At 62.2% G+C, this 21,790-nt stretch carries 18 protein-coding genes; 4 read left to right on the plus strand and 14 right to left on the minus strand.

Going from position 1 to position 21,790, the window contains the following annotated elements; translation table 11 throughout:
- Positions 1-17: 17 nt before the first annotated feature.
- Positions 18-2,168 carry a dermonecrotic toxin domain-containing protein gene (locus tag ACF8EA_RS07035; RefSeq protein ID WP_392521352.1) on the minus strand — a complete coding sequence of 717 codons (2,151 nt, stop codon included), beginning with the start codon at positions 2,166-2,168 and terminating at the stop codon, positions 18-20.
- A gap of 176 nt (positions 2,169-2,344) precedes the next feature.
- On the opposite strand from ACF8EA_RS07035, the gene ACF8EA_RS07040 reads away from it, so the two are divergent.
- The 3 genes from ACF8EA_RS07040 (at position 2,345) to selO (ending at position 9,074) form a co-directional block, all read left to right on the plus strand.
- On the plus strand, positions 2,345-4,087 hold the full coding sequence (locus tag ACF8EA_RS07040; RefSeq protein WP_021783701.1) for a potassium/proton antiporter: 1,743 nt from the start codon (positions 2,345-2,347) through the stop codon (positions 4,085-4,087).
- Between the two features lie 35 nt (positions 4,088-4,122).
- Positions 4,123-7,431 (plus strand): mechanosensitive channel MscK, encoded by a 3,309-nt coding sequence (gene mscK, locus ACF8EA_RS07045; protein ID WP_392521353.1) that lies wholly within the window; start codon positions 4,123-4,125, stop codon positions 7,429-7,431.
- A gap of 182 nt (positions 7,432-7,613) precedes the next feature.
- On the plus strand, positions 7,614-9,074 hold the full coding sequence (gene selO / locus ACF8EA_RS07050; protein WP_392521355.1) for a protein adenylyltransferase SelO: 1,461 nt from the start codon (positions 7,614-7,616) through the stop codon (positions 9,072-9,074).
- Positions 9,075-9,426: 352 nt separating this feature from the next.
- Here selO and ACF8EA_RS07055 read toward each other — a convergent pair whose 3' ends face one another.
- Positions 9,427-10,200: a ParA family protein gene (locus tag ACF8EA_RS07055; RefSeq protein WP_392521357.1), complete on the minus strand. Its 774-nt coding sequence runs from the start codon at positions 10,198-10,200 to the stop codon at positions 9,427-9,429.
- 76 nt (positions 10,201-10,276) lie between these two features.
- The gene (locus tag ACF8EA_RS07060) at positions 10,277-11,176 is read right to left on the minus strand and encodes a LysR family transcriptional regulator (protein WP_010955618.1); all 900 of its coding nucleotides are present in this window, start codon (positions 11,174-11,176) and stop codon (positions 10,277-10,279) included.
- A gap of 165 nt (positions 11,177-11,341) precedes the next feature.
- Here ACF8EA_RS07060 and ACF8EA_RS07065 point away from each other — a divergent pair, with 165 nt between their 5' ends.
- On the plus strand, positions 11,342-12,529 hold the full coding sequence (locus tag ACF8EA_RS07065; RefSeq protein ID WP_323601497.1) for an MFS transporter: 1,188 nt from the start codon (positions 11,342-11,344) through the stop codon (positions 12,527-12,529).
- Between the two features lie 20 nt (positions 12,530-12,549).
- On the opposite strand, the gene gspM is transcribed toward ACF8EA_RS07065, so the two are convergent.
- From gspM to ACF8EA_RS07120, 11 genes are read right to left on the minus strand one after another with little or no spacing between them, the layout of a single operon-like run.
- Positions 12,550-13,020, minus strand: coding sequence for a type II secretion system protein GspM (gene gspM / locus ACF8EA_RS07070; protein WP_392521358.1), 471 nt, complete (start codon positions 13,018-13,020; stop codon positions 12,550-12,552).
- Entirely contained in the window at positions 13,017-14,129 is a 1,113-nt protein-coding gene (gspL, locus tag ACF8EA_RS07075) for a type II secretion system protein GspL (protein WP_392521359.1), read from the minus strand. Before gspL ends, gspM begins: the two co-directional genes overlap by 4 nt.
- Positions 14,122-14,928 carry a general secretion pathway protein GspK gene (locus tag ACF8EA_RS07080; protein WP_155249908.1) on the minus strand — a complete coding sequence of 269 codons (807 nt, stop codon included), beginning with the start codon at positions 14,926-14,928 and terminating at the stop codon, positions 14,122-14,124. The genes gspL and ACF8EA_RS07080 overlap by 8 nt, the downstream gene beginning before the upstream one ends.
- Positions 14,929-14,975: 47 nt before the next feature.
- Complete coding sequence (gene gspJ, locus ACF8EA_RS07085) at positions 14,976-15,569, minus strand: type II secretion system minor pseudopilin GspJ (protein WP_392521361.1); 594 nt, start codon at positions 15,567-15,569, stop codon at positions 14,976-14,978.
- Positions 15,556-15,939, minus strand: coding sequence for a type II secretion system minor pseudopilin GspI (gene gspI / locus ACF8EA_RS07090; RefSeq protein ID WP_392521363.1), 384 nt, complete (start codon positions 15,937-15,939; stop codon positions 15,556-15,558). The genes gspJ and gspI overlap by 14 nt, the downstream gene beginning before the upstream one ends.
- The gene (gene gspH / locus ACF8EA_RS07095) at positions 15,917-16,381 is read right to left on the minus strand and encodes a type II secretion system minor pseudopilin GspH (RefSeq protein ID WP_252460677.1); all 465 of its coding nucleotides are present in this window, start codon (positions 16,379-16,381) and stop codon (positions 15,917-15,919) included. Before gspH ends, gspI begins: the two co-directional genes overlap by 23 nt.
- On the minus strand, positions 16,378-16,824 hold the full coding sequence (gene gspG, locus ACF8EA_RS07100; RefSeq protein WP_392521364.1) for a type II secretion system major pseudopilin GspG: 447 nt from the start codon (positions 16,822-16,824) through the stop codon (positions 16,378-16,380). Before gspG ends, gspH begins: the two co-directional genes overlap by 4 nt.
- 1 nt (position 16,825) lies before the next feature.
- On the minus strand, positions 16,826-18,031 hold the full coding sequence (gene gspF, locus ACF8EA_RS07105; protein WP_392521365.1) for a type II secretion system inner membrane protein GspF: 1,206 nt from the start codon (positions 18,029-18,031) through the stop codon (positions 16,826-16,828).
- A 2-nt stretch (positions 18,032-18,033) separates the two neighbouring features.
- Positions 18,034-19,497 carry a type II secretion system ATPase GspE gene (gene gspE / locus ACF8EA_RS07110; RefSeq protein WP_392521367.1) on the minus strand — a complete coding sequence of 488 codons (1,464 nt, stop codon included), beginning with the start codon at positions 19,495-19,497 and terminating at the stop codon, positions 18,034-18,036.
- Positions 19,494-21,332: a type II secretion system secretin GspD gene (gspD, locus tag ACF8EA_RS07115; protein WP_392521369.1), complete on the minus strand. Its 1,839-nt coding sequence runs from the start codon at positions 21,330-21,332 to the stop codon at positions 19,494-19,496. The genes gspE and gspD overlap by 4 nt, the downstream gene beginning before the upstream one ends.
- Complete coding sequence (locus tag ACF8EA_RS07120; RefSeq protein ID WP_392521371.1) at positions 21,329-21,781, minus strand: hypothetical protein; 453 nt, start codon at positions 21,779-21,781, stop codon at positions 21,329-21,331. The genes gspD and ACF8EA_RS07120 overlap by 4 nt, the downstream gene beginning before the upstream one ends.
- Positions 21,782-21,790 lie beyond the last annotated feature (9 nt).

Below are 21,790 nucleotides of genomic sequence, written 5' to 3' on the forward strand. Positions count from 1 at the left end.
GCCCCTTTCACGCTTGCTCAGGCGGGCAGCGCAAAGAATGTGCGCATCAACGAATCATCCTCGACACCCAGTCGCCCCGCCAGCGCCTGGCGATCGAACAACTGTCCTGTGCGCATTTCACGCACGGCCTTCCCGCCTGGCGCCTGCGCCAGTGCCTTCAGGCACACCTCGGTAAAGCGATAATTGTGCCCTTGAACGGCCGTCACCTTTTCCACTTGCAGGTAGCGCCCGGGCATCATCAAAGACTCCGCTTCATCAGGTCGCCTTGAAAAGGGCCCGATGGGCGTCGCCTGCATGTCTTCGCCCGGTTCCAATACATACACCAACGCATTTTCATCAAAAGCCCCCCTGCCGCTAACCTGGGTCTGCGGGTCGTTGAAAACCTCCCAGAGGGCATAGGGGTTTTCCGTGAATGACGTGAAGTCGGTTGTCACCAGCACGTCACCCACTTCAATGGCACCCTCACCAACTGCCTGAAAACCCGTGCCCCGCAGGCTGGAGGCAGCCCGATACAGCCTTACCTGATTACTGGCGCCAATCTGCCCAAGTGCGCGGGCAAGGTCATGGCTGCGCTGGATATTCCCGGCGCGAGTGCCCTCCAGCGGCATACCCCGCCACAGGTTGTTGTAGCGCTCTGGCGAGCTGGTGTACTCGGCAATGGCGGGCGAACCAAAACCGAGCTCATCGCGGTAGACGGGATAGGGTTCACCGAATGCATCCAGATACTCGCCATTGGGCCCCACAGCATCGAGATCAGCCCACGGAACCGCGCCCAACAGGGCTTCCTGGCGGGCCAGCGCCTGATCCGACACAGCCAGCAGGTCGTCTGCCGCCGGCGCCATGTAAAGCTCCCAATCGACCTTGGCAGCGGAGGCTTGCGCCTGACCAGTCACACGCGGGGGGACGTGGCCATCAGTGAACAGCTCGCTGGCACGCATCATGGCTACATCGAGCAGGATGAACAGGATATCCGTCAGTACTGACCACCATGCTGCCGTGCGCCAGGCCTGCTTGCCATTGATTGCCCTGTCCAGGTGCAGAGCCAGGCTTGCGGTGCCCAGACCGAGCGATGCCAATATCACTGGCCAGCCAAGCGGCGCCATCGGCGCAATTATAAAACTCGCTGCTTGCAAGCCCGACAGCCAATCGGCCTTGCGCAACTGTGCGTTGGTGGTCAGCCGTTCGTGAGCGTCGCTGGTCAGATCATCCATGACCGAATCGCGCAGACGAACGAACAGGTCCCCTTCGATGGCCTGTTCTGAAAACGTGGTGCCGCCTCGCGACTGTGCGAGCAACTTGAAGTAATTGCGTAGACGTGGGCGTAGCGACTGCGCCAGTACCCCGTCCCCGACGAACAGCCTGACCAGCCGCTCTCGCCCCGCAGTCGTGGTGGCCTGGTCAGCCATCCACTCCTGAAACGCATGACGATCGTCGAGCACCTGCACCACAGCCTGCGCATCGGCAAGATAGAGGCACAACCTGCCAGTCTTTAGCTTGTGCAAGAACATCAGCTTGGCGCTGATACCGTCGATGACAAGTGCGTTCCATTGAGGTTGGGCATTCGCCTGCCTGGCCTGTCGCAGGCCTTGCACGGTGCTTGGCAGAGCGGCATCAGCGACCGTCACCGCCATCAGTTCCTGGCGCTCAGGTTCGCTCAACCCAGATTGGCCCACAGCAGCAATGAAGCGGGCACGGGCCAGGACACAATAGTCTTCGCCATGCCGTGACCGAAACGTGCTCAGCGCCTCGGTGTAGCGCCCTGCAAAGTCCAACCGCCAGAACGCCGTCAGTACTTGCTGAGGGTCGAGCCGCACTTCGTTGCGCTCGTCGTAAACTGCGTGGCTGGCATCCACCCGGTAGAAGCCACCATAAATACTCAACTCGTCAGCACTGGCCTGCTGCTGCGGGCTGAATCGCTGGATGACCAGTTCGGTAAGGCTCAAAGACCGCAGTGGCGGCCCACTGTGGCGCCAGCCGGTGAAGCTCGACGAACTGCTGGCCGCCGACTGGAACTCGTGCCAATAGAGCCCGTCCGGGTCCAGCCAGTACCCCAGTTGGCGGCGAAGCACGTGGCCCGCCGCCTGGCGCGCCAGATTGTGCAAATCAGGAAATTGCCCGAGCAGGCGCTGGGCCACCTGGGCGAGAGAAATGGTTTCTTTGACATTCATGTCCTTGGCTGCCTGACAGTGGGCGAACCATTACAGCTGCACGCCGCAGCGACGATGCGGTATCGCTTTACAGCCTGCGTCGGCCTCAGGTTAGAATCGATTGGCACGCGACCTGCTAGCTTTTGCTGGAAAATGCGCTACCACGTCCCTTCCCCGCTGTCTCGGAGTACCTGCCTTTGGATGCAAGCACCATCAACAGCCTGTTCCTGATCGGCGCATTGCTGGTGGGTGCAAGTATCCTGGTCAGCTCGCTGTCGTCGCGCCTGGGTATCCCTATTCTGGTCATCATCCTCGCCGTCGGCATGCTCGCCGGTGTCGATGGTGGCGGTATCATCTTCAACAATTACCCAACTGCTTACCTTGTGGGCAACCTGGCACTGGCCGTCATCCTGCTTGATGGTGGCCTGCGCACGCGGGTAGCAAGCTTTCGCGTAGCGCTTTGGCCGGCGCTGTCGCTGGCCACGGTCGGGGTAATGATCACCACCGCCCTCACCGGTCTGGTCGCCGCCTGGCTGTTCCAGCTCAGCCTGATCCAGGGCCTGCTGATCGGCGCCATCGTCGGTTCCACCGACGCCGCTGCAGTGTTCTCGCTGCTCGGCGGCAAAGGCCTGAACGAGCGGGTTTCTGCTACCCTCGAGATCGAGTCGGGCAGCAACGACCCAATGGCGGTGTTTCTCACGGTCACCTTGATCGACATGATCGCCAGCGGCGAGACCGGCCTGCATTGGAGCCTGCTGGGCCACGTGCTGCGTGAGTTCGGTATCGGCGCGCTGGTGGGCCTGGGCGGCGGCTGGCTGATGCTGCAACTGGTCAATCGCATCAATCTGGCCGGCGGCCTGTACCCCATTCTGGTAGTGGCCGGCGGCCTCGTGGTGTTTTCGCTGACCAACGCCCTGCATGGTAGCGGCTTCCTCGCCGTATACCTGTGCGGCCTGGTGCTGGGCAACAGGCCGATCCGTAGCCGCCATGGCATACTGCATATGCTCGACGGCATGGCCTGGCTGGCCCAGATCGGCATGTTTCTGGTGCTGGGGTTGCTGGTCACGCCGCACGACCTGCTGCCCATCGCCCTGCCAGCACTGGGCCTGGCGCTGTGGATGATCCTGGTGGCGCGGCCATTGTCGGTGGTTGCTGCCCTGCTGCCGTTCAAGGCTTTCCACGGCCGTGAAAAGGGCTTCATTTCGTGGGTCGGACTGCGCGGTGCGGTACCGATCATTCTGGCAGTGTTCCCGCTGATGGCGGGCCTGCCAGACGCCCAACTGTTCTTCAACCTGGCCTTCTTCATCGTGCTGGTATCGCTGCTGGTGCAAGGCACCAGCCTGCCGTGGATGGCTAAGCTGTTGAAAGTGACGGTACCGCCAGACCCGGCGCCGATCTCCCGTTCCGCCCTTGAGGTGCACATCACCAGCGAGTGGGAAATGTTCGTCTACCGCCTGGGCGCAGAAAAATGGTGCATCGGTGCCGCCCTGCGCGAACTGAAAATGCCCGAAGGCACGCGGATTGCCGCGCTGTTCCGTGGCGAGCAACTGCTGCACCCGTCGGGCAGCACCGTGCTGGAGGTTGGCGACATGCTCTGCGTGATCGGCCACGAGCACAACCTGCCTGCCTTGGGCAAACTGTTCAGCCAGGCGCCGCAACGTGGCCTGGACCTGCGTTTCTTCGGTGACTTCGTGCTCGAAGGCGATGCCGAACTGGGTGCCGTGGCGGCGCTGTACGGCCTGAAACTCGATGGCCTGGACGCGAAAATGCCGCTGGCGCAGTTTATCCGACAGAAGGTCGGAGGCGCTCCAGTAGTAGGGGACCAGGTCGAATGGCATGGCACGATCTGGACCGTGGCAACCATGGACGGGAACAAGATCCAGAAAGTAGGCGTCAGATTCCCCGAAGGAACGCGACCCGGACCAGGATTGTTCCTCTAAACTTCGTTTCAGCCGGATCCACAAGTAGCCTGCCTATGTCCCTGCGCGTGTACCTTCGCACAGCCCTGCTCGGGTTGTGCCTGTCCCTTTCTTTTGCGGCTACTGCGGCAGAAGCCCCGGCCACCGCCAGCATCCAGAACAGCCTCGACAAGATCGCCGAGCGCAAGCTGCCCGAGGCAGACCAGAAGGCGCTGCAGCAGGTGCTCGAACAAACGTTGAGCCTGCTTGCTGCCAAGGAAGATAGCGAGAAGAAGCTTGCTGCACTGAAGCAGCAGTTGAGCAGTGCCCCCAAAGAGACCAGTGACAGCCAGAAGGAGTTGGCCAGGCTCAAGGAAACCAAGGCACAACCGGTGGCCCAGCGCTACGCCAACCTCACCGTGCCGCAGCTTGAACAGATGCTCAGCGAACGCAACACGCAGCAGGGCGAACTGCAAAAGGCGCTGTCTGAAGCCAACAGCCTGATCATCAACTCGCAAACCCGCCCCGAACGCGCCCAGGCCGAGATCAGTAGCAGCCAGACTCGCACCCAGCAGATCAACAACATCCTCAAAACCGGCAAGGACGGCGGCAAATCCATCAATGCCGACCAACGCAACCAGCTCAACGCCGAGCTGGCCTCGCTCAACGCGTTGACCCTGCTGCGCCGCCAGGAACTGGCCGGCAACAGCGTGCTGCAAGACCTCGGCAATGCGCGTCACGACTTGCTGGTCGAGCGTGCTGCGCGCCTGGAGCAGGAAATCCAGGACCTGCAGACGCTGATCAACGACAAACGCCTGGCCCAGTCCCAGGAAGCCGTCACCCAGCAGTCGATCGAAGCTCAGAAGGCCGGCGGCAGCAGCCTGCTGGCCACTGAAAGCGCGGTCAACCTCAAGCTTTCCGACTACCTACTCAAGAGCACCGACCGCCTTAACGAATTGACCCAGCAGAACCTGCGCACCAAGCAGCAGCTCGACAGCCTGACCCAGGCCGACCAGGCGCTCGACGAGCAGATCAACGTGCTCAAGGGAAGCCTGCTGCTGTCGAAGATCCTCTATAAGCAGAAACAGACCTTGCCGCACCTGAAGGTCGACCGCGACCTGGCCGACCAGATCGCGGACACCCGCCTGTACCAGTTCGAAGTCAACCAGCAACGCGAGCAGATGAGCAGCCCGGTCACCTATGTCGACAAGCTGCTGGCGGCGCAACCCCAGGAGGATGTGACCCCGCAGCTGCGCAAAGCCCTGCTGGATGTAGCCATCACCCGCAGCGACCTGTTGGAGCGGCTGAACCGCGAGCTGTCGGCGCTGCTCAACGAATCGATCACCCTGCAACTCAACCAGAAGCAACTGCTGGGCACCGCGCAGAGCCTGCGTACCACCCTCGACGAGCAAATGTTCTGGATCCCCAGCAACAAGCCGCTGGACTGGGACTGGCTGCAATACGTGCCAGCGCGCCTGGCCGACCAGGTCGCCAACCTGCCGTGGGGCTCCAGCCTGAAAGAGCTGGCCGATGGCCTGAGCCAGCGCCCGTTGCTGTTCCTGCCGCTGCTACTGGTGATCGGCGCGCTGTTGTGGCGGCGCAAATACCTTTACCAACGGTTAGGCAAAGTGCACCAGGATATCGGCCACTTCCGCCGTGACAGCCAATGGCACACGCCCCAGGCAATTCTCATCAACATTCTGCTGGCGATGCCGGTCAGCCTTGGCCTTGCGCTGTGCAGCTACGCCCTGCAGATCGACGCCCGCGGGCAGAATGCCAACCTGGGTGCCGCACTCTGGCAGCTGGCCCAGGCCTGGCTGGTGTTCTACACCGCCTACCGTATCCTGGCACCCGGTGGCGTGGCGGAAGTCCACTTCCGCTGGCACAAACCGCAGGTCGAGTTCCTGCGCGGCTGGGTTCGCCGCCTGGGCACCGTGGTGCTGGCACTGGTCGGCGTCGTTGCGGTGGCCGAGCACCAGCCTTCGGCACTGGCAGACGACGTATTGGGCATCGGCGTGGTGCTGACCTGCTATGCGCTGATGGCCTGGCTGCTCAGCCGTCTGCTGCTCAGCAGCCCGGCACACCGTGACACCTCGCTGTTCCGCAGGGCCGTGGGCGTAGCATTCACCGCCCTGCCCGTCGCCCTGTTCGTCGCCGTGTGCTTCGGCTACTACTACACCGCACTGAAGCTTACCGACCGTCTGATCTATACCCTGTACCTGCTGCTGTTCTGGCTGGTGATCGAAGCCGCCTTCGTGCGCGGCCTGTCGGTAGCTGCACGACGCCTGGCCTACCAGCGTGCGTTGAGCAAGCGTGCGGCGGCCAAGGAAGGGCTGGATGGCGAAGTCATCACCGAAGAGCCAACGCTGGATATCGAACAGGTCAACCAGCAGTCGCTGCGCCTGATCCGCCTGGCCCTGCTCGGCGGCTTCATCGCCGGCCTGTACTGGGTATGGGCCGACCTGATTTCGGTGTTCGCCTACCTCAACAATTTCGTCCTCTACGAATACACCAGCGGCACCGGCGCCGCCGCCAGCATGGTACCGATCAGCCTCGGCGACCTGCTCGGCGCACTGGTGATCGTCGGCATCACCTTCGCCCTGGCCGGCAACTTGCCAGGCCTGCTGGAAGTACTGGTGCTGTCACGCCTGAACCTCGCCCAGGGCAGTGCCTACGCCACTACTACGTTGCTGTCGTACACCATCGTCGGTATCGGCATCGTCAGTACCCTGTCGACCCTGGGGGTGAGCTGGGACAAGCTGCAATGGCTGGTGGCCGCGCTGTCAGTAGGGCTGGGCTTCGGCATGCAGGAAATCTTCGCCAACTTCATCTCCGGCATCATGATCCTGTTCGAGCGCCCGGTACGGATTGGCGACACCATCACCATCGGCAACCTGTCGGGTACGGTAAGCAAGATCCGCATCCGGGCCACCACCATCACCGACTTCGACCGCAAGGACATCATCGTCCCCAACAAGACCTTCATCACTGGCCAACTGATCAACTGGTCGCTGACCGATACGGTCACCCGGGTGACGCTGAAGCTGGGCATCGACTATGGCTCAGACCTCGACCTGGTGCGCGACCTGCTGCTCAAGGGCGCGCATGAGAACCCCCGCGTGCTCAAGGATCCGGAACCGATCGTGTACTTCCTCAACTTCGGCGAAAGCTCGCTGGACCACGAACTGCGCATGCACGTCCGTGACCTGGGCGACCGCAACCCGACGCTGGACGAGATCAACCGGTACATCAACCGCGAGTTCAAAGCCCACAACATCAAGATCTCGGTGCGCCAGGTAGAGGTATTCTTGATGGACGCGAAGGGTAGCAAGCAGCAATTGATTCCGATGGAACAGCCGAAATCGGATGGCACTGCTTCGGCCTGAATGGGCTCGAATACTTTATTGTGTGCAAAATGGCTGCGAGGGCTTCGCCCTCGTTCGCGGGTGAACCCGCTCCTACACAGCGATAGCACTGCTTTCAGCTCTGCATATTCTTTGTAGGAGCGGGTTCACCCGCGAAGGGCCGCCAAGCGGCCCGATTGGCACCGAACCCAAGGAGCAGTCCCGTGAAAGCCCTCGACCAACTCACCTTCGACAACCGCTTCGCCCGCCTGGGCGATGCGTTCTCCACCCAGGTGCTGCCCGAGCCCATTGCAGACCCGCGCCTGGTGGTAGCGAGCGAGTCGGCCATGGCTTTGCTTGACCTCGACCCCGCCCAGGCCGAACTGCCGGTGTTCGCCGAGCTGTTCAGCGGCCACAAACTGTGGGAAGAGGCCGACCCTCGGGCGATGGTTTATTCCGGCCACCAGTTCGGCTCGTACAACCCACGACTGGGCGACGGCCGTGGCCTGCTGCTGGCCGAAGTGCTCAACGACGCTGGCGAACACTGGGACCTGCACCTCAAGGGCGCCGGCCAGACACCCTACTCCCGCATGGGTGACGGCCGCGCCGTGCTGCGCTCGTCGATTCGCGAGTTTCTCGCCTCCGAAGCCCTGCACGCCTTGGGCATCGCTACCAGCCGGGCACTTTGCGTAATCGGTTCCAGCACCCCGGTGTGGCGTGAAACCCGTGAAAGTGCGGCCATGCTGACGCGTCTGGCGCAGAGCCATGTGCGTTTCGGCCATTTCGAGTACTTCTACTACACCAAGCAGCCCGAGCAGCAGCGCGTGTTGATCGACCACGTGCTGGAACAGCACTATCCCGAATGCCGTGACGCCGAGCAGCCCTACCTGGCCATGTTCCGCACCATCGTCGAGCGCAATGCCGAACTGATCGCCCGCTGGCAAGCGTATGGCTTCTGCCACGGCGTGATGAACACCGACAACATGTCGATCCTGGGCATCACCTTCGACTTCGGCCCGTACGCATTTCTGGACGACTTCGATGCCAACTTCATCTGCAACCACTCCGACGACCGTGGCCGCTACAGCTACGCCAACCAGGTGCCCATCGCCCACTGGAACCTCAGCGCGCTGGCCCAGGCACTGACCACCGTGATCGAAGTTGAGCCACTGAAGGAAGCGTTGGGCCTGTTCCTGCCGCTGTACCAGGCCCATTACCTGGACCTGATGCGCCGGCGCCTGGGGCTGACCACGGCCGAAGATGACGACATGGCGCTGGTCGAGCGCCTGCTGCAGTGTATGCAACGCGGTGGCGTGGACTACAGCCTGTTCTTCCGCAAATTGGGTGAGCAGCCGGTGGCCGAGGCACTCAAGGTAGTGCGCGATGACTTTATCGACCTGACCGGTTTCGATGCCTGGGGCGCAGACTACCTGGCCCGTTGTGGGCGTGAACCCGGTAATGCCGAAGGCCGCCGTGAGCGGATGCATGCGGTGAATCCGCTGTACGTGCTGCGCAACTACCTGGCGCAGAACGCCATCGAAGCGGCCGAGGCGGGGGACTACAGTGAAGTTCGACGGCTGCACCAAGCACTGACCAGGCCTTTCGAGGAACAGCCCGGGATGCAAGCCTACGCCGAGCGACCGCCGGAGTGGGGCAAGCACCTGGAAATCAGTTGCTCTTCCTGAGTAACGCCTCTTCTACAAGGAATTAGGGAGTACGCGTGATCGGGTTGGGGCGGCCAAGCGTAGGCCTTGAGGGGGGGGGCGCCTGTGAGATCGAGCGCCGCCCGCGCGGCGCATCGCGAGCTGTGCTCGCTCCTACGTTTGTTTCGGGCCAATCAGTCCTGAGGGATTTGCGCGCGAACGTTATGGCGCACGACGCGATATCGTGTTGCGCGAACAAGGCGGTCGCGCGCGTCTGTCACAGGCATGACTGGCCCGAAACAAACGTAGGAGCGAGCACAGCTCGCGATGCGCCGCGCGGGCGGCGCTCGATCTCATAAGCGATGAAAATCCCCCGCCAACCGCTCCGGCCTATTCAACCGTTCTCTTCAAGCAGCGAATGCAACTCGACAAACTGCTGAGTCAGCTTGTGCCGCGGTTCCAGGTGAATCAGCGGCAGGCTGGCGTGGTGCGATTCGCGCATTTTCACCGAACTGCCCAAGTACACCGGCAGCACCGGCAACCCTTCGGCCAGCAGCTCGTCGAGCATCTGCTGTGGCAGGCTGGCACGTGACTGGAACTGGTTGACCACGATGCCTTCAACCATCAGGTCTTCATTGTGGTCTTCCTTGAGGTCTTCGATCTCGGCCAACAGGCCATACAAGGCCTGGCGCGAGAAGCTGTCGCAGTCGAAGGGGATCAGCACGCGATCGGCAGCGATCAGCGCAGAAACCGCATAGAAGTTCAGCGCCGGCGGGGTATCGATGTAGATACGCTCGTAATCCTCGTCCAGCTCGTCGAGCAACTTGCGCAGCTTGTTGATCTTGTGTTTTGCCTCCAGCTTTGGTTGCAGGTCGGCCAGCTCGGCAGTGGCGGTGACCACATGCAGGTTGTCGAACGGGGTTTCATAGATATCGACCTTGTTCTTCTTGCTGAACGGCCCACTGGAGAGGCTTTGCTTGAAGAAGTCGGCAATACCCATGGGGATGTCCTCGCCGGTCAGGCCGGTGAGGTATTGGGTCGAGTTCGCCTGGGCATCCAGGTCGATCAACAAGGTCCGGTAACCTTCATTGGCACTGACCGCCGCCAAGTTGCAGGCAATGCTCGACTTGCCCACGCCACCTTTCTGATTGAACACCACGCGCCGCATGATTGACCTCCGTGTATCAACGAATGCCCGAGTATGTGGCGGCAGTGGGGCAATGACCAGCGCCATTTGGCCGGCATCACGCCTGACCGACCACCTGCCCCGTCAACAACTCGGCGAATGCCTTGGCCATCACCGAATGACCGCGCTCGCGCTGCACCAGCCACACCGCCGTCATCGCCTCTTCATCGAGCAAGGTACGGTACACCACCCCTTCTATGCGCATGCGCTGGAACGACGCCGGCAGCACCGACACCCCCAGCCCCGCCGAGACCAGGCCGATGATGGTCATCGCTTCACCTGCCTCTTGCGCAAAATGGGGGCTGAAACCCGCATGCCGCGCCAGGCTCAGCAATTGTGCATGCAAGCCGCTGCCATAACTGCGCGGGAAGAACACGAAAGGCTCAGGGGCCAACGCCGCCATGTAGACGCCTTGTTCAGTGCCCTCGGCCAGCGGATGCGAGGCATTGATCACTGCCACCAACGGTTCTCGGAACAACTCGGTGGCCACCAACCCCTCCGGCAGCGGCATCGGCCGCATCAACCCCACCTCGATGGACTCGTCGAACACCCCTTCGGCAACGTCACGGCTGCTCATTTCCTTGAGGTTCAGGTGCACCGCCGGAAAGCGCTGACGAAAGGCATGAATGGCCTTGGGGATTTTGGAGGTGAACGGGGCCGAGGAGGTGAAACCGATTTTCATCTCGCCCAGCTCGCCCAACTGCGCACGCCGGGCTACATCCGCAGCCTTCTCCACCTGCGCCAATACCTGGCGCGCTTCCTCGAGGAACAATCGACCGGCCTCGCTCAGTTCGACACGACGATTGGTCCGGTCGAACAACCGGGCCCCCAACTCCTGCTCCAGGGCCTGGATCTGCTGGCTCAAGGGCGGCTGGGAAATACCCAGCTGCTGGGCGGCGCGGCCAAAGTGCAGCTCCTCGGCCACAGCAATGAAGTAACGCAGATGACGCAGTTCCATGATCCGCTCCAAACAAGTCGCCAAACATCTCAAATAGGTCGAACAATATATTGGATCTAATCGTTAGCCAGCTATATGCTTTTTTCATTGCGCCAGAGGTACCCGTCCGTGAAAACTGCAGTAGCCCCCCTCCTCCTTGAGCCAAAGCCTGCCATCCTGACCGAAATGTGGATCGAAAAAGGCACACCCGCCTTCATGAAAACCGTGCTGGCCTTGTTCAGCGGCGGTTTCGCCACCTTCGCCTTGCTGTACTGCGTACAGCCGATGATGCCTCTGCTATCCAGGGAGTTTGCCATCAACGCGGCGCAGAGCAGCCTGGTGCTGTCGGTGTCCACCGCCATGCTGGCGTTCGGCCTGCTGATCACCGGCCCCATTTCTGACCGCATCGGACGCAAGCCTGTGATGGTGTTCGCGCTGGTCTGCGCCGCCCTGTCCACCTTGGCCAGCGCAGTGATGCCCAGCTGGGAGCTGGTACTGGCCACCCGCGCCTTGGTCGGCCTGTCGCTGAGCGGCCTGGCGGCAGTGGCGATGACCTACCTGAGCGAAGAGATCCACCCGCAACACATTGGCCTGGCCATGGGCCTGTACATCGGCGGCAACGCGATTGGCGGCATGAGCGGGCGGCTCATCACTGGTGTACTGATCGACTTCGTCAGCTGGCACACGGCGATGCTGACCATTGGCGGCCTGGCCCTGGTGGCCGCACTGGTGTTCTGGAAGGTGCTGCCGGAGTCACGCAATTTCCGCGCACAGACGATGAACCCACGCAGCCTGCTGGACGGTTTTGTCGTGCACTTCAAGGACGCCGGCCTGCCCTGGCTGTTCCTTGAAGCCTTCCTGCTGATGGGCGCCTTCGTCACCCTGTTCAACTACATCGGCTACCGCCTGTTGGCCGAGCCCTACCACATGAACCAGGCACTGGTCGGCTTGCTGTCGGTGGTTTACCTGTCGGGCATCTACAGTTCGGCACAGGTCGGCGCCCTGGCGGACAAGCTGGGCCGGCGCAAGGTATTCTGGGCCAGCATCGTGGTAATGGCGGTTGGCTTGCTGATGACACTGGCCAGTCCACTGGTGATGGTGATCGTGGGCATGCTGGTGTTCACCTTCGGCTTCTTTGGTGCGCACTCGGTGGCCAGCAGCTGGATCGGCCGCCGGGCACTGAAGGCCAAGGGGCAGGCGTCGTCGCTGTACCTGTTCTGCTACTACGCCGGCTCCAGTGTGGCCGGTACCGCGGGCGGGGTGTTCTGGCACCAGTGGGGCTGGAACGGGATCGGGCTGTTCATTGGCAGCTTGCTGGCGGTGGCATTAGTGGTGGCGTTGCACCTGAGCCGTCTGCCAGCCAAAGCAACCTGAACGCACACGCAATACGGACTTCAGCCTTCAGCCAGCGCCATAGCCAACTGCACCTGCAACTGTTCATCCACAGCCTGCAACTGCAGGCGCTGAACCTGTCCACCGTCCCGTTCCAGGGCATGCAACCAGCTCAGCACAGCAGCTGGCGGGCCTTGCAGGCTGACCTCCAGTTGCCCCTCCCTGGCCTCCAGGCCCGCAACATGCAGGCCGGCAAGCCGTGCACGCTCGCTCAAACTGGCAGGCGTAAGCGGCTCGGAAGTGTCAGCCGACTGAGGTTGGCGTTGGGTAACACGCTTCAACAGCGCAGCCAGCGCTTGTTCTTGCACAAGGTGAGCCTCAGCATTACGCAAACGGGTCTGGCTCGGTAACCAGGCCAGCTGCCAGACAATCAACAGGCCCACAGCCCAAAGTGCCAGCGTCAAAATCGTTCGCCTGGCAGCCGGTATCTGCTGCCACTGCTGCGCAAGCGCCTTTTTGTTCAAGCGTTTCATTCAGCCTCCAGCCAGGAGATGGTTGCCCGTACACCTTCGCCGACCTGCCGTGCGTGCCCCATCCGCACCCCTGGGGCACGCTGACGAAGGCGCTCCAGATCATCGAAACCTTGGGCGACGACGTCGATGGTCCAACCCTCTGAGGTCTTGGCCTCGGCGTGCTCGATCGTAACGTTGCCAACACCCGCCAACGGGTCTGCAAACATCGCCAACCGCTCGACAGCCGTCGGTGGTCCAGGCCGTTGCTCCAGAGCCTGGACCTGAGCGGCCAGGTCAGCGCCGGGCACCTGCCCGGGAGCCCAGCGCGCGAACATCTGCACATTTTCGGCATGTTGCAGTGAGGCTTGCTGCTGCAGCCAGTCAGCACGCAGGTAATCAGCCAGACACACCAGCAGCAGCGCTGCCAGCATGCCACCACCCAAGGCTTGCCAAGGCGGGCTGCTACGCTGTCGACGCATCGGGCCCTGGCGCAGGTCCACCGCAGTGCCACCCCCGTCCACCAGCCTGCCAACTGCACTGGCGACATGCTTGTCGCTCAAAGCCTCGCCAGGCGAACCCGGCTCGGCCAGCCAGAGCCGGGGAGCCAAGCGGCGCGACAACACATGAGCCTGCCGTTCACTGACAGCCAGGCGCGTACCGTCCGCCCCACCCAACAGCCAGCGACCCTCGAACCATAGCGCGCAAGCCTCCTCAGTGCCCAACAGGTCGGCGTCTACATGCACCGCAACCGGGTCGATGCCCTGTGCCTGCAACATCGACATGAGGTGTCGATACTCCTCCAGCGCGACTGTCACAACTTGCCGGTAACCACCTGCGTCTGGGGGACCGAATGCCAAATGCAAGGTTTCCAGTGCCTCAGCAAGCTGCTCCTCGGCTGCGTAAGCCAGCGACTCGCGCGTCGGCCGCCTGCCCGGCACCGGGTCCAGCTTGCAGCATCCGGCCATCTCCATCGGCAACACCAGTACCACGGCAGCACCCGCCAACCAAGTAGGTAGCGCCCCGAGGGTGGTTCGGCATTGTTCGCCTTGCGCCGTGTACAGCAGCACCGGCCACTGCAGCCCCGCGGCAGGCATGCCTTGGGCCAGCAAAAACAGGTAATGCCTACTCATCTGGCCTTTGCTCCGGTTGTGCAGAATATGAACGTCGCATGACGCGCACTTGGTGCGTGTCCAAATCGATTTCCAGGTCGCTGTAGAGGTACATCCGCCTGCCTGCCAGTTCTGCCTGAACCTCCAGGCGGTACCATCGGCTCGTCACGGATAAACCATGACTGTCGACGCCCAGGCCGTCCAACGAGGGGAGTGCCAGAAAACGTTGCACGGTGGGAATGCCATGCTCGGGGCGCTCGCCTACCAACTGCCGCGCAACAGACAGCTCCACACCTTCAAGGGCCGCCAGCAGCCGTGCCGAAGCCGTATTGATGTTCAGCCCTGCTGTGCGCGGCAGGGCTGTCACCCAAGGCTGCAACCGCGCCACGGCTTGAGCATCCATGCCTGGTAGCGCACGCAGCTGGGAAGGGTCGAGCATGGGCTGCCCCAGCAGCGGATCGAGCGCTGGAGGTTCGATCTTCAATGACCGGCAAAGGCGTTTCCAGCGCTTGAGCAAGACTGGATTGGGTGTCCCGTTCACCGTCAGGGCAGCGAGGTTGAACCGGCCTGAAAGGTCTTCCAGGCGATAGCGGAGCTGGCCTTCACCAAGACTCAGCTGACGGCTGCGCGCCCAGGGCTGGCCGAGATGGGTCACCTGAAGCACAGTGGCAACCTGCTGCTTCAAATGCCCCAGCGCATGACGCTCCCCGGCCAGCGCCAGTTTCAGCAACTGCGATGCGTCAATCTGCTGGCCCACACTGCCCAGCATTCCCTGATGGCTGCGCAACATCCCGGCCACCAGGAACGACAACAGCGCCATGGCCAGTAGCACGGTAACCAGCGCCAGGCCACGCTGCTGCGCGCTTTTCACAGAGTGCCCCCGGCCAGCGGCAGCACGCGGCGTATCGCCTGCAATCGTTTGGTCGACAACATTACCTCAAGCGCCTGCGGTGGTTGCCGGGTGTGGACCGATGGCCACTCGGGCTGCCAGCCCACACCGGCTGCATGCATGCGCCAACGCAACTCGACAACCCCCTCCAACAGGCGCTGAGGCTGGCCCTGGCCATTTTCCAGCCCGCGGCGTTGGCGCCACAGCACACCTTCCGCCAACCAATACTCCACGACTCTCAGATCGCTGCGTGGTAACGGCTGGCTGTCACGCTCCGCTCCCAGTACCCAGCTCACCCGATGCTTTTCCAGCGTCACGCCATGACCGCTGCCCTTTGCCTTGCCCGCATGCCAATAACCCTGCAAGGCATCTCGCTGCATTACGCTCATCGCCCGGCCAAGGGCTCGCAGTTCAGCGGCCTGGGGCTGACGTACCGTATCCGTCTGTAACACTGCTGCCACCAACTGGCTCGTCCCTTGAGCCAGCAGGGCAAATACGGCAATGGCCAGCAACAGCTCCAGCAGGGTGAAGCCCCGCTGGCGGCCCGCTGTTTTGCTTTCATGGCAGAGCATTGCCACCCTCCAGCCAGCCCGTGGCCTGGTGGAGCACTGTGCGATCTGCAGCCAGCCCCACAGTGATGGATACTTCGATCAACCCCACATCGGCCAGGTGATGCATCGACTCCCGCACGAACCAGGTACGCTGGCCAAAAACGACTGTCTCGGCGCGTTGCCCTGCAACGGGCAGTGGGTTAAGGCCAAGCTCCGTCAAACGGTTATCAGCGATCCAACTTGCGAACAACCGGTCATGGGCACCCTGCGTTTGCACCAACACGTGCTGGCTGGCGGCAGTCACGGCCGCAGCCAATACTGCAAAGATCGCCAACGCCACCAGCACTTCCAGCAACGTGAATCCGCGTTCAGAGGTGAAGCTGGGGGTCATTCAGGCCATCGCTCGATACATGGGCAAGCCGCACACCTGCCTCAAGGAAATACAACAGGAACGGGGTGTACTCATCGTTGCTGGCAAACGTGAGTTGTGCTGTTTCGCCGTGCCTCGAAAGCCCTGCCGGCAACCCGTCGATCTCCAGCCGCAGGCTCAGGCTCAAACTACGGCGCTGCCCCGTCGGCATCCAGGTTTGCCCCGTACGCAACATCAACTGGTATCCGTCAGTGTCGATGCGAATACCCAGGGTCTGCCCCTCGAGCACTGCTCGCTGCCTGGCCTGTTGAACCACCTGCAGGAACAGCCCGGCCTCCTGGCGTGCGGTCCGTTGCGGATCGTGCCCGACCATCAACCCGCTCATGCCCATGACGATACCCGCCAGTACCAGTACCAACAGCAATTCAAGGAGGGTAAAACCCTGGGAGCGGCGCCGGATCATTCGTCCCAGTTACCGATGTCTGTATCCAAGCCTTCACCACCCGCTTGGCCATCGGCACCTAACGAGTACAGGTCATAGCCCTGGCCCGAGCGCACTCCGGGGCTTGCGTACCGGTAAGGCGCCCCCCAAGGGTCTGACGCAGCGCGCTTGAGATAGCCCTGGGCGTTCCACTGACGCGGCAGAGGCCCCACGCTTGGGCGCCGAACCAGCGCTTCGAGGCCTTGAGCCGTGGTCGGATAACGCCCGTTATCCAGCCGGTAGATCTCCAGTGCAGTGGAAATGGACTGAATATCGGTGCGCGCCGCCGTGACCTTGGCATGGTCCGGGCGGCTCATGACATTGGGCAGCACCAACGCTCCGAGTACACCGAGGATGATGACTACGACCATGATTTCGATAAGGGTGAAGCCACGTTGCGAGTGACGTGCAGAGCCATTGAGCATGTCAGTTGACCAGTTGGTTGAGGTTGAGAATAGGCAGCAGAATGGCCAGGACGATGAACAGCACGATGCCCCCCATCACCAGCAGCATCAGGGGCTCGCACAGGCTGACCAGTAACGAGATACGACCTGCCAGGTGCTTTTCCTGAAGGTCGGCAGCGCGCTCGAGCATGCTGTCCAGCTCCCCTGCTCGCTCACCACTGGCAATCATGTGCAACATGAGCGCAGGCAGGGTTTTACTGCGCGCCAGACTGCTGGCCAGCGTTGCACCTTCGGCTACTTCGCGCACGGCAGTCAGCAAGCGTTCCCGTAGCACCAGATTGCCGACTACCCCCGCGCCAATGCTCATGGCTTCCACGAGCACGACGCCACTACGGCCAAGAATTGCCAGGGTACTGACGAAGCGGGCGGCTTCACGGGTGCGAACGAATTCGGCATAGCCGGGCAACTGCAATGCCAGGGCATGCCATTGCCGTTTGCGTGCGGGGTGGTGAAGTGCCAGGGCAATCGATGCGATCAACGCAGCCAGCACCAGCACTGCGATCACCCCATAGCGCCCGGCCGCGTCACTGAGCGCGATCAATATCCGTGTCGCCAGCGGAAGTTGGGCGTGGTCACGACTGAATGCCTGAACAACGTCCGGTACTACATAACCGAGCAGAAACCCCACCACCAACAGCGATACCACCATCAGGATCACGGGATAGGCCATCGCCAGCTGTACCCTCTGGCGTAACGCCTGCTGATGTTCGCCATGCTCGGCCAACCGTTCAAGCACGGCAGCCAGGTACCCGGAGCGCTCTGCAGCAGCTATGGTTGCGCGGTAGACAACCGGGAATGCCAATGGGTAGTGCGCCAGTGCATCTGCAAACGTATTGCCTTCCACTACCCGCTCAGCGACCCCGAGCAACACCTGCCGGACCTGCCGTTGACCGTTCTGGGCAGCCACCGCCTGTAGCGCCTCGGTCAGCGGCACGCCCGCCTGCAAAAGGGTCGACAGTTGACGCGTCAACAGGCACCGCCGGGCAAGCGTCAATCGCCTGCGCACGGGCACGATGGAAAATGAAGACTGCCTGGCCGCTTTGACCTTGAGCACGAACAGGCCCTGATCACGCAGCTGCTGCCGGGCCTGTTGCGCACTACTGGCCTCTATGCAGCCGCGCTGACGAACGCCGCTATTGTTCCGTGCGATGAAGCTGAAAACCGCCATGCTCAGTCCTGGCCAGTCACGCGCAAAAGTTCTGCGGCGCTGGTCTGTCCCATACAGACCCTTTGCACGCCATGCTGAAACAGGCTGGCTGAGTCGCCACGGACTATTTCGCGCATGGTCGCTTGTGACGCCCGGGCGTGAATCGCCTGGGCCAACTGTTCATCGACGACAACCATCTCGTGTAACGCCAGGCGGCCGCTGTAGCCCTGCTGACACTGTTCACACCCCACCGCCTGATAGACATGCGTCGGCAGCTCCTTGGGGTAGCCCAGGGCACTGGCCATGGCATCATCGACCACACAAGCAGCCTTGCAATGCGGGCACAGCACCCGCACCAGCCGCTGAGCCATGACGCCGGCAAGGGAAGTAGCCAGCAGGCAGGTATCAACGCCCATGTCCGCCAGCCGCGTGATGGCCCCCAAAGCGCTGTTGGTATGCAAGGTCGAGAGCACCAGATGCCCGGTCAGAGATGCCTGCACGGCAATATCGGCAGTTTCACGGTCACGAATTTCGCCCACCATCACAACGTCCGGATCTTGGCGAAGTATCGCCCGAAGACCTCGGGCGAAGGTCATGTCCACCTTGGTGTTGACCTGGGTCTGGCCTATGCCGGGCAGGTGATATTCGATCGGATCCTCGACAGTAAGAATGTTGCGGGACTCCCGGTTAAGCACCGAAAGCGCCGTATAAAGCGTTGTGGTCTTGCCGGACCCGGTTGGTCCTGTCACCAGGAAGATGCCATTTGGCCTGTCCAGCATGGCGAGGAAGGCCTTGCTCACCGAAGCCTCCATTTGCATGTGCTGGATATCCAGGCGCACTGCCTGCTTGTCCAGCAACCGCAGCACAACGCGCTCGCCGTGAGCAGCGGGCAACGTCGACACCCGCACATCCACCTCATGGCCTGCCAGGCGCAAGCTGATGCGGCCATCCTGGGGCACACGCTTTTCGGCGATATCCAGTCGCGCCATGACCTTGATACGCGACACCAGCAGCGCCGCCAGCGCCCGTGGCGGCGACAGGACCTCACGCATGACGCCATCGATACGCATGCGTACCCGCAACTGTTGTTCGAAGGTTTCCAAGTGGATATCCGAGGCGCGCGACCTGACTGCCTCGCTGAGCAAGGCATTGAGCAAGCGGATAATCGGCGCGTCCCCTTGCTGGTCGAGCAGGTCGCATGACTGCGGCAAGTCTTGCGCCAGGCGTGGCAAGTCAATCTGCTCATCCAGCCCCTGGATGACGGTATGGGCAGCGTCCTGAGTACCGCCATAGCAAGCAGCAAGGCGCTCGGCAAAATGCCCTTCATCGACCAGACGCAGCGGCCAGTGACTGCCTGTCACGCGCAACACCTCAGAAAGCACCTGCAGCGAGGCGCTGTCGCGCATCAAAACGGCCGGTTCTGCCGCCTGCCGGTCCAGCAGAATGCCGTGGCGCCGGGCAAAGCCGAATGAGAGTTCAGGGTTCAAGAGCCAGGCTCCCGGGTAGGGACAGGCCGGGTTTCGAACAGCTCGCGGGCCTCCCGAGGCATACGCTGCGGATCGGCTGAGTGCACATCACGGTAAGCGCGGCGCCCCGAATCGATCAGTTCAGCCTGGGTACGTAAAAGGGTAGGCCGCAGGAAGACCATCAGGTTGGTCTTCTCCTGAATGTCCCGGCTCCAGCGGAAAAGCCCGCCTATCAGCGGTATGCGGCTCAACAGTGGCACCCCTCGCTGCTCGGTACGCACGCTGTCCTTTATCAACCCTCCGATCACGATGATCTCGCCATCGGCGGCAAGGATGGTGCTCTTGAGCGTTCGCTTGCTGGTGATCAGGTCGCCTTCGACGGTGCTGGGGGCGAGTTCGGAGCTTTCCTGCTCGACCTCCAGGCGTAGGCTCCGGCCCTCATTGATATGCGGGCGAACCTTGAGGCTGATACCGATATCCTTGCGTTCCACGGTTGTAAACGGGTTGTCCGCGCCGCTGCCGGAAGTGGTATAGGAGCCGGTCTTGAACGGTACATTCTGGCCCACCAGAATCTGCGCTTCCTGGTTGTCCAGCGTAAGCAGGCTGGGCGTGGAAAGCAGGTTGCTTCGGCTGTTGCTGGCCAGAGCCGACACCAGCAGGCCAAACCTGTCCGACCCGATGGCCAGCGCTGCGCCGCTGGGCAACAGTTTGTCCGCGTCGAACAGATCAGCGAAAGCAGCCCCGCTGTCGGGGAAGGTCACGCCGCCTTTCAGGCTGCCGGTATCGACGCCCCACTGCAGGCCCAGGGCTTCGTTGATATCCCCGCTGACTTCGACAATGGCTGCATGTATCAGCACCTGCGCGCGGGGCTGGTCCAACTGCTCGATCATTTGCGCCACATTGTCGAGCATGCGTGGCTCCCCCAACAGCAGCAGCGCATTCTGACTGGCATCGGCCTTGACCATTACCCCAGCCGCCAACGCCGGCGCCGGGCTCTCGCTATAGGCCTTGCCATCCAGTTGCTTGCCTACATCGTTCAGTACCTCGGCCAACTGCTCGGCATTGCCATGCTGAAGGCGCACCACCCGCCAGTTTTGCGAAGAGGCCGGTGCCGCCACATCCAGGTCTCGGGCCAGCTGCGCCATACGTTGCCGGGACTTTTCCGGGCCGAGAACAAGCAGGCGATTACCGCGCACATCTGCAAGCACCCGTACACCGCTATCGGGGCCACCGGCCGATGCTTCGACGACAGGCAACACTTCAGCAGCCTGTGCCGTACGCAACGTCACCAGTTCATAGTCATGTCGCTGACCGCTGTCCAGTTGTGCCACCAAGGCTTGCAAGCGGTCCAGGTTCGCAGCCGAGTCGGTAACCACCAAGGCATTGGCAGAACTGGACGGGCCAATGTAGCCATTGCTCGATACCAGCGGCCGCAGCAAGCCCGCCAGATCGGCGGAAATGCTGCCCGACAGGCTGAACACCCGCGTGGTGAAGGCAGCCGGGATCGCGTCGGCTTGCTGGTTCGCCCAGACCTTGGCTTCGCTGGCTGGAAGCACCAGCAAGCGGTCGCCATCGTTCACCGCTGCAAAACCCTGCGCATTCAATACCGAATAAAACAGCCGGCGAACGCCCTCGCGATCATGCGGCTCATTCGATAGCACGGTGATACGCCCCTGCACGCGAGGGTCGAGCACGATCGTCTGATCCAGAATCGCCCCGACTTCCCGTACGACATCGCGCACATCGGCATCGCTCATCGCCAACTGCCAGGTTGCAGTATCTGCCAATGCCAACGTGCCGGCCACAGACAGGCAAGTGCCGACCAAGGCAACCTGCAAATAGCGTTGTAAAGTCATTGCACCTCCCGCAACAAGCGGGGTGGATCTGCTGGAGCAGGGCCAGCCACAGCCGCGCTGCCAGAGGTAAGGAATATACTGGGGCGGCTGCCGGACATCGCCACGCTTTGTTCGACGCTGCCGTCCCAGAGCGTGATGCTGCGCACCTCGATACGGCGCACAACGCTCCCGTCCGGCAACCGGTCGCCTACCCGATAGAGGGCGTCACCGTCCCGGCTGCCCACAAGCGCACGCGCTTCGCCACGGCTGGGAATGAAGCATGCCTTGAGCACCAGATCAGCCCGGCCCGTAGGTTGCCCGTCAGGCGAGCTGAGACCGAAGGCCAGGACCAGTGATGCCGTGGAGAGCGGCTTTTCCAAAGGTGCGCTGTGGGCGAAACCTTCGGGCACTTCAGGTTCAAACGACCATGGCCGTGCCGTTTCGCGGATGCCCAGCGCCACCATCGTCATCACAGGTAT

This window comes from Pseudomonas sp. YQ_5, from assembly GCF_043103305.1.
GTDB lineage: Bacteria > Pseudomonadota > Gammaproteobacteria > Pseudomonadales > Pseudomonadaceae > Aquipseudomonas > Aquipseudomonas putida_Y.

Excerpts from the sequence above, each read along its gene's own strand:
- gspH (WP_252460677.1), bottom strand. The coding sequence starts at position 16,381 with ATGATCCGGCGCCGCTCCCAGGGTTTTACCCTCCTTGAATTGCTGTTG.
- gspM (WP_392521358.1), bottom strand. The coding sequence starts at position 13,020 with ATGAAACGCTTGAACAAAAAGGCGCTTGCGCAGCAGTGGCAGCAGATA.
- gspI (WP_392521363.1), bottom strand. The coding sequence starts at position 15,939 with ATGACCCCCAGCTTCACCTCTGAACGCGGATTCACGTTGCTGGAAGTG.
- ACF8EA_RS07065 (WP_323601497.1), top strand. The coding sequence starts at position 11,342 with ATGTGGATCGAAAAAGGCACACCCGCCTTCATGAAAACCGTGCTGGCC.
- ACF8EA_RS07055 (WP_392521357.1), bottom strand. The coding sequence starts at position 10,200 with ATGCGGCGCGTGGTGTTCAATCAGAAAGGTGGCGTGGGCAAGTCGAGC.
- mscK (WP_392521353.1), top strand. The coding sequence starts at position 4,123 with ATGTCCCTGCGCGTGTACCTTCGCACAGCCCTGCTCGGGTTGTGCCTG.
- gspJ (WP_392521361.1), bottom strand. The coding sequence starts at position 15,569 with ATGCTCTGCCATGAAAGCAAAACAGCGGGCCGCCAGCGGGGCTTCACC.
- gspD (WP_392521369.1), bottom strand. The coding sequence starts at position 21,332 with ATGACTTTACAACGCTATTTGCAGGTTGCCTTGGTCGGCACTTGCCTG.
- gspL (WP_392521359.1), bottom strand. The coding sequence starts at position 14,129 with ATGAGTAGGCATTACCTGTTTTTGCTGGCCCAAGGCATGCCTGCCGCG.
- gspG (WP_392521364.1), bottom strand. The coding sequence starts at position 16,824 with ATGCTCAATGGCTCTGCACGTCACTCGCAACGTGGCTTCACCCTTATC.
- gspF (WP_392521365.1), bottom strand. The coding sequence starts at position 18,031 with ATGGCGGTTTTCAGCTTCATCGCACGGAACAATAGCGGCGTTCGTCAG.
- ACF8EA_RS07035 (WP_392521352.1), bottom strand. The coding sequence starts at position 2,168 with ATGAATGTCAAAGAAACCATTTCTCTCGCCCAGGTGGCCCAGCGCCTG.
- ACF8EA_RS07080 (WP_155249908.1), bottom strand. The coding sequence starts at position 14,928 with ATGGCGCTGTTGTCGTTCCTGGTGGCCGGGATGTTGCGCAGCCATCAG.
- ACF8EA_RS07120 (WP_392521371.1), bottom strand. The coding sequence starts at position 21,781 with ATGACGATGGTGGCGCTGGGCATCCGCGAAACGGCACGGCCATGGTCG.
- ACF8EA_RS07060 (WP_010955618.1), bottom strand. The coding sequence starts at position 11,176 with ATGGAACTGCGTCATCTGCGTTACTTCATTGCTGTGGCCGAGGAGCTG.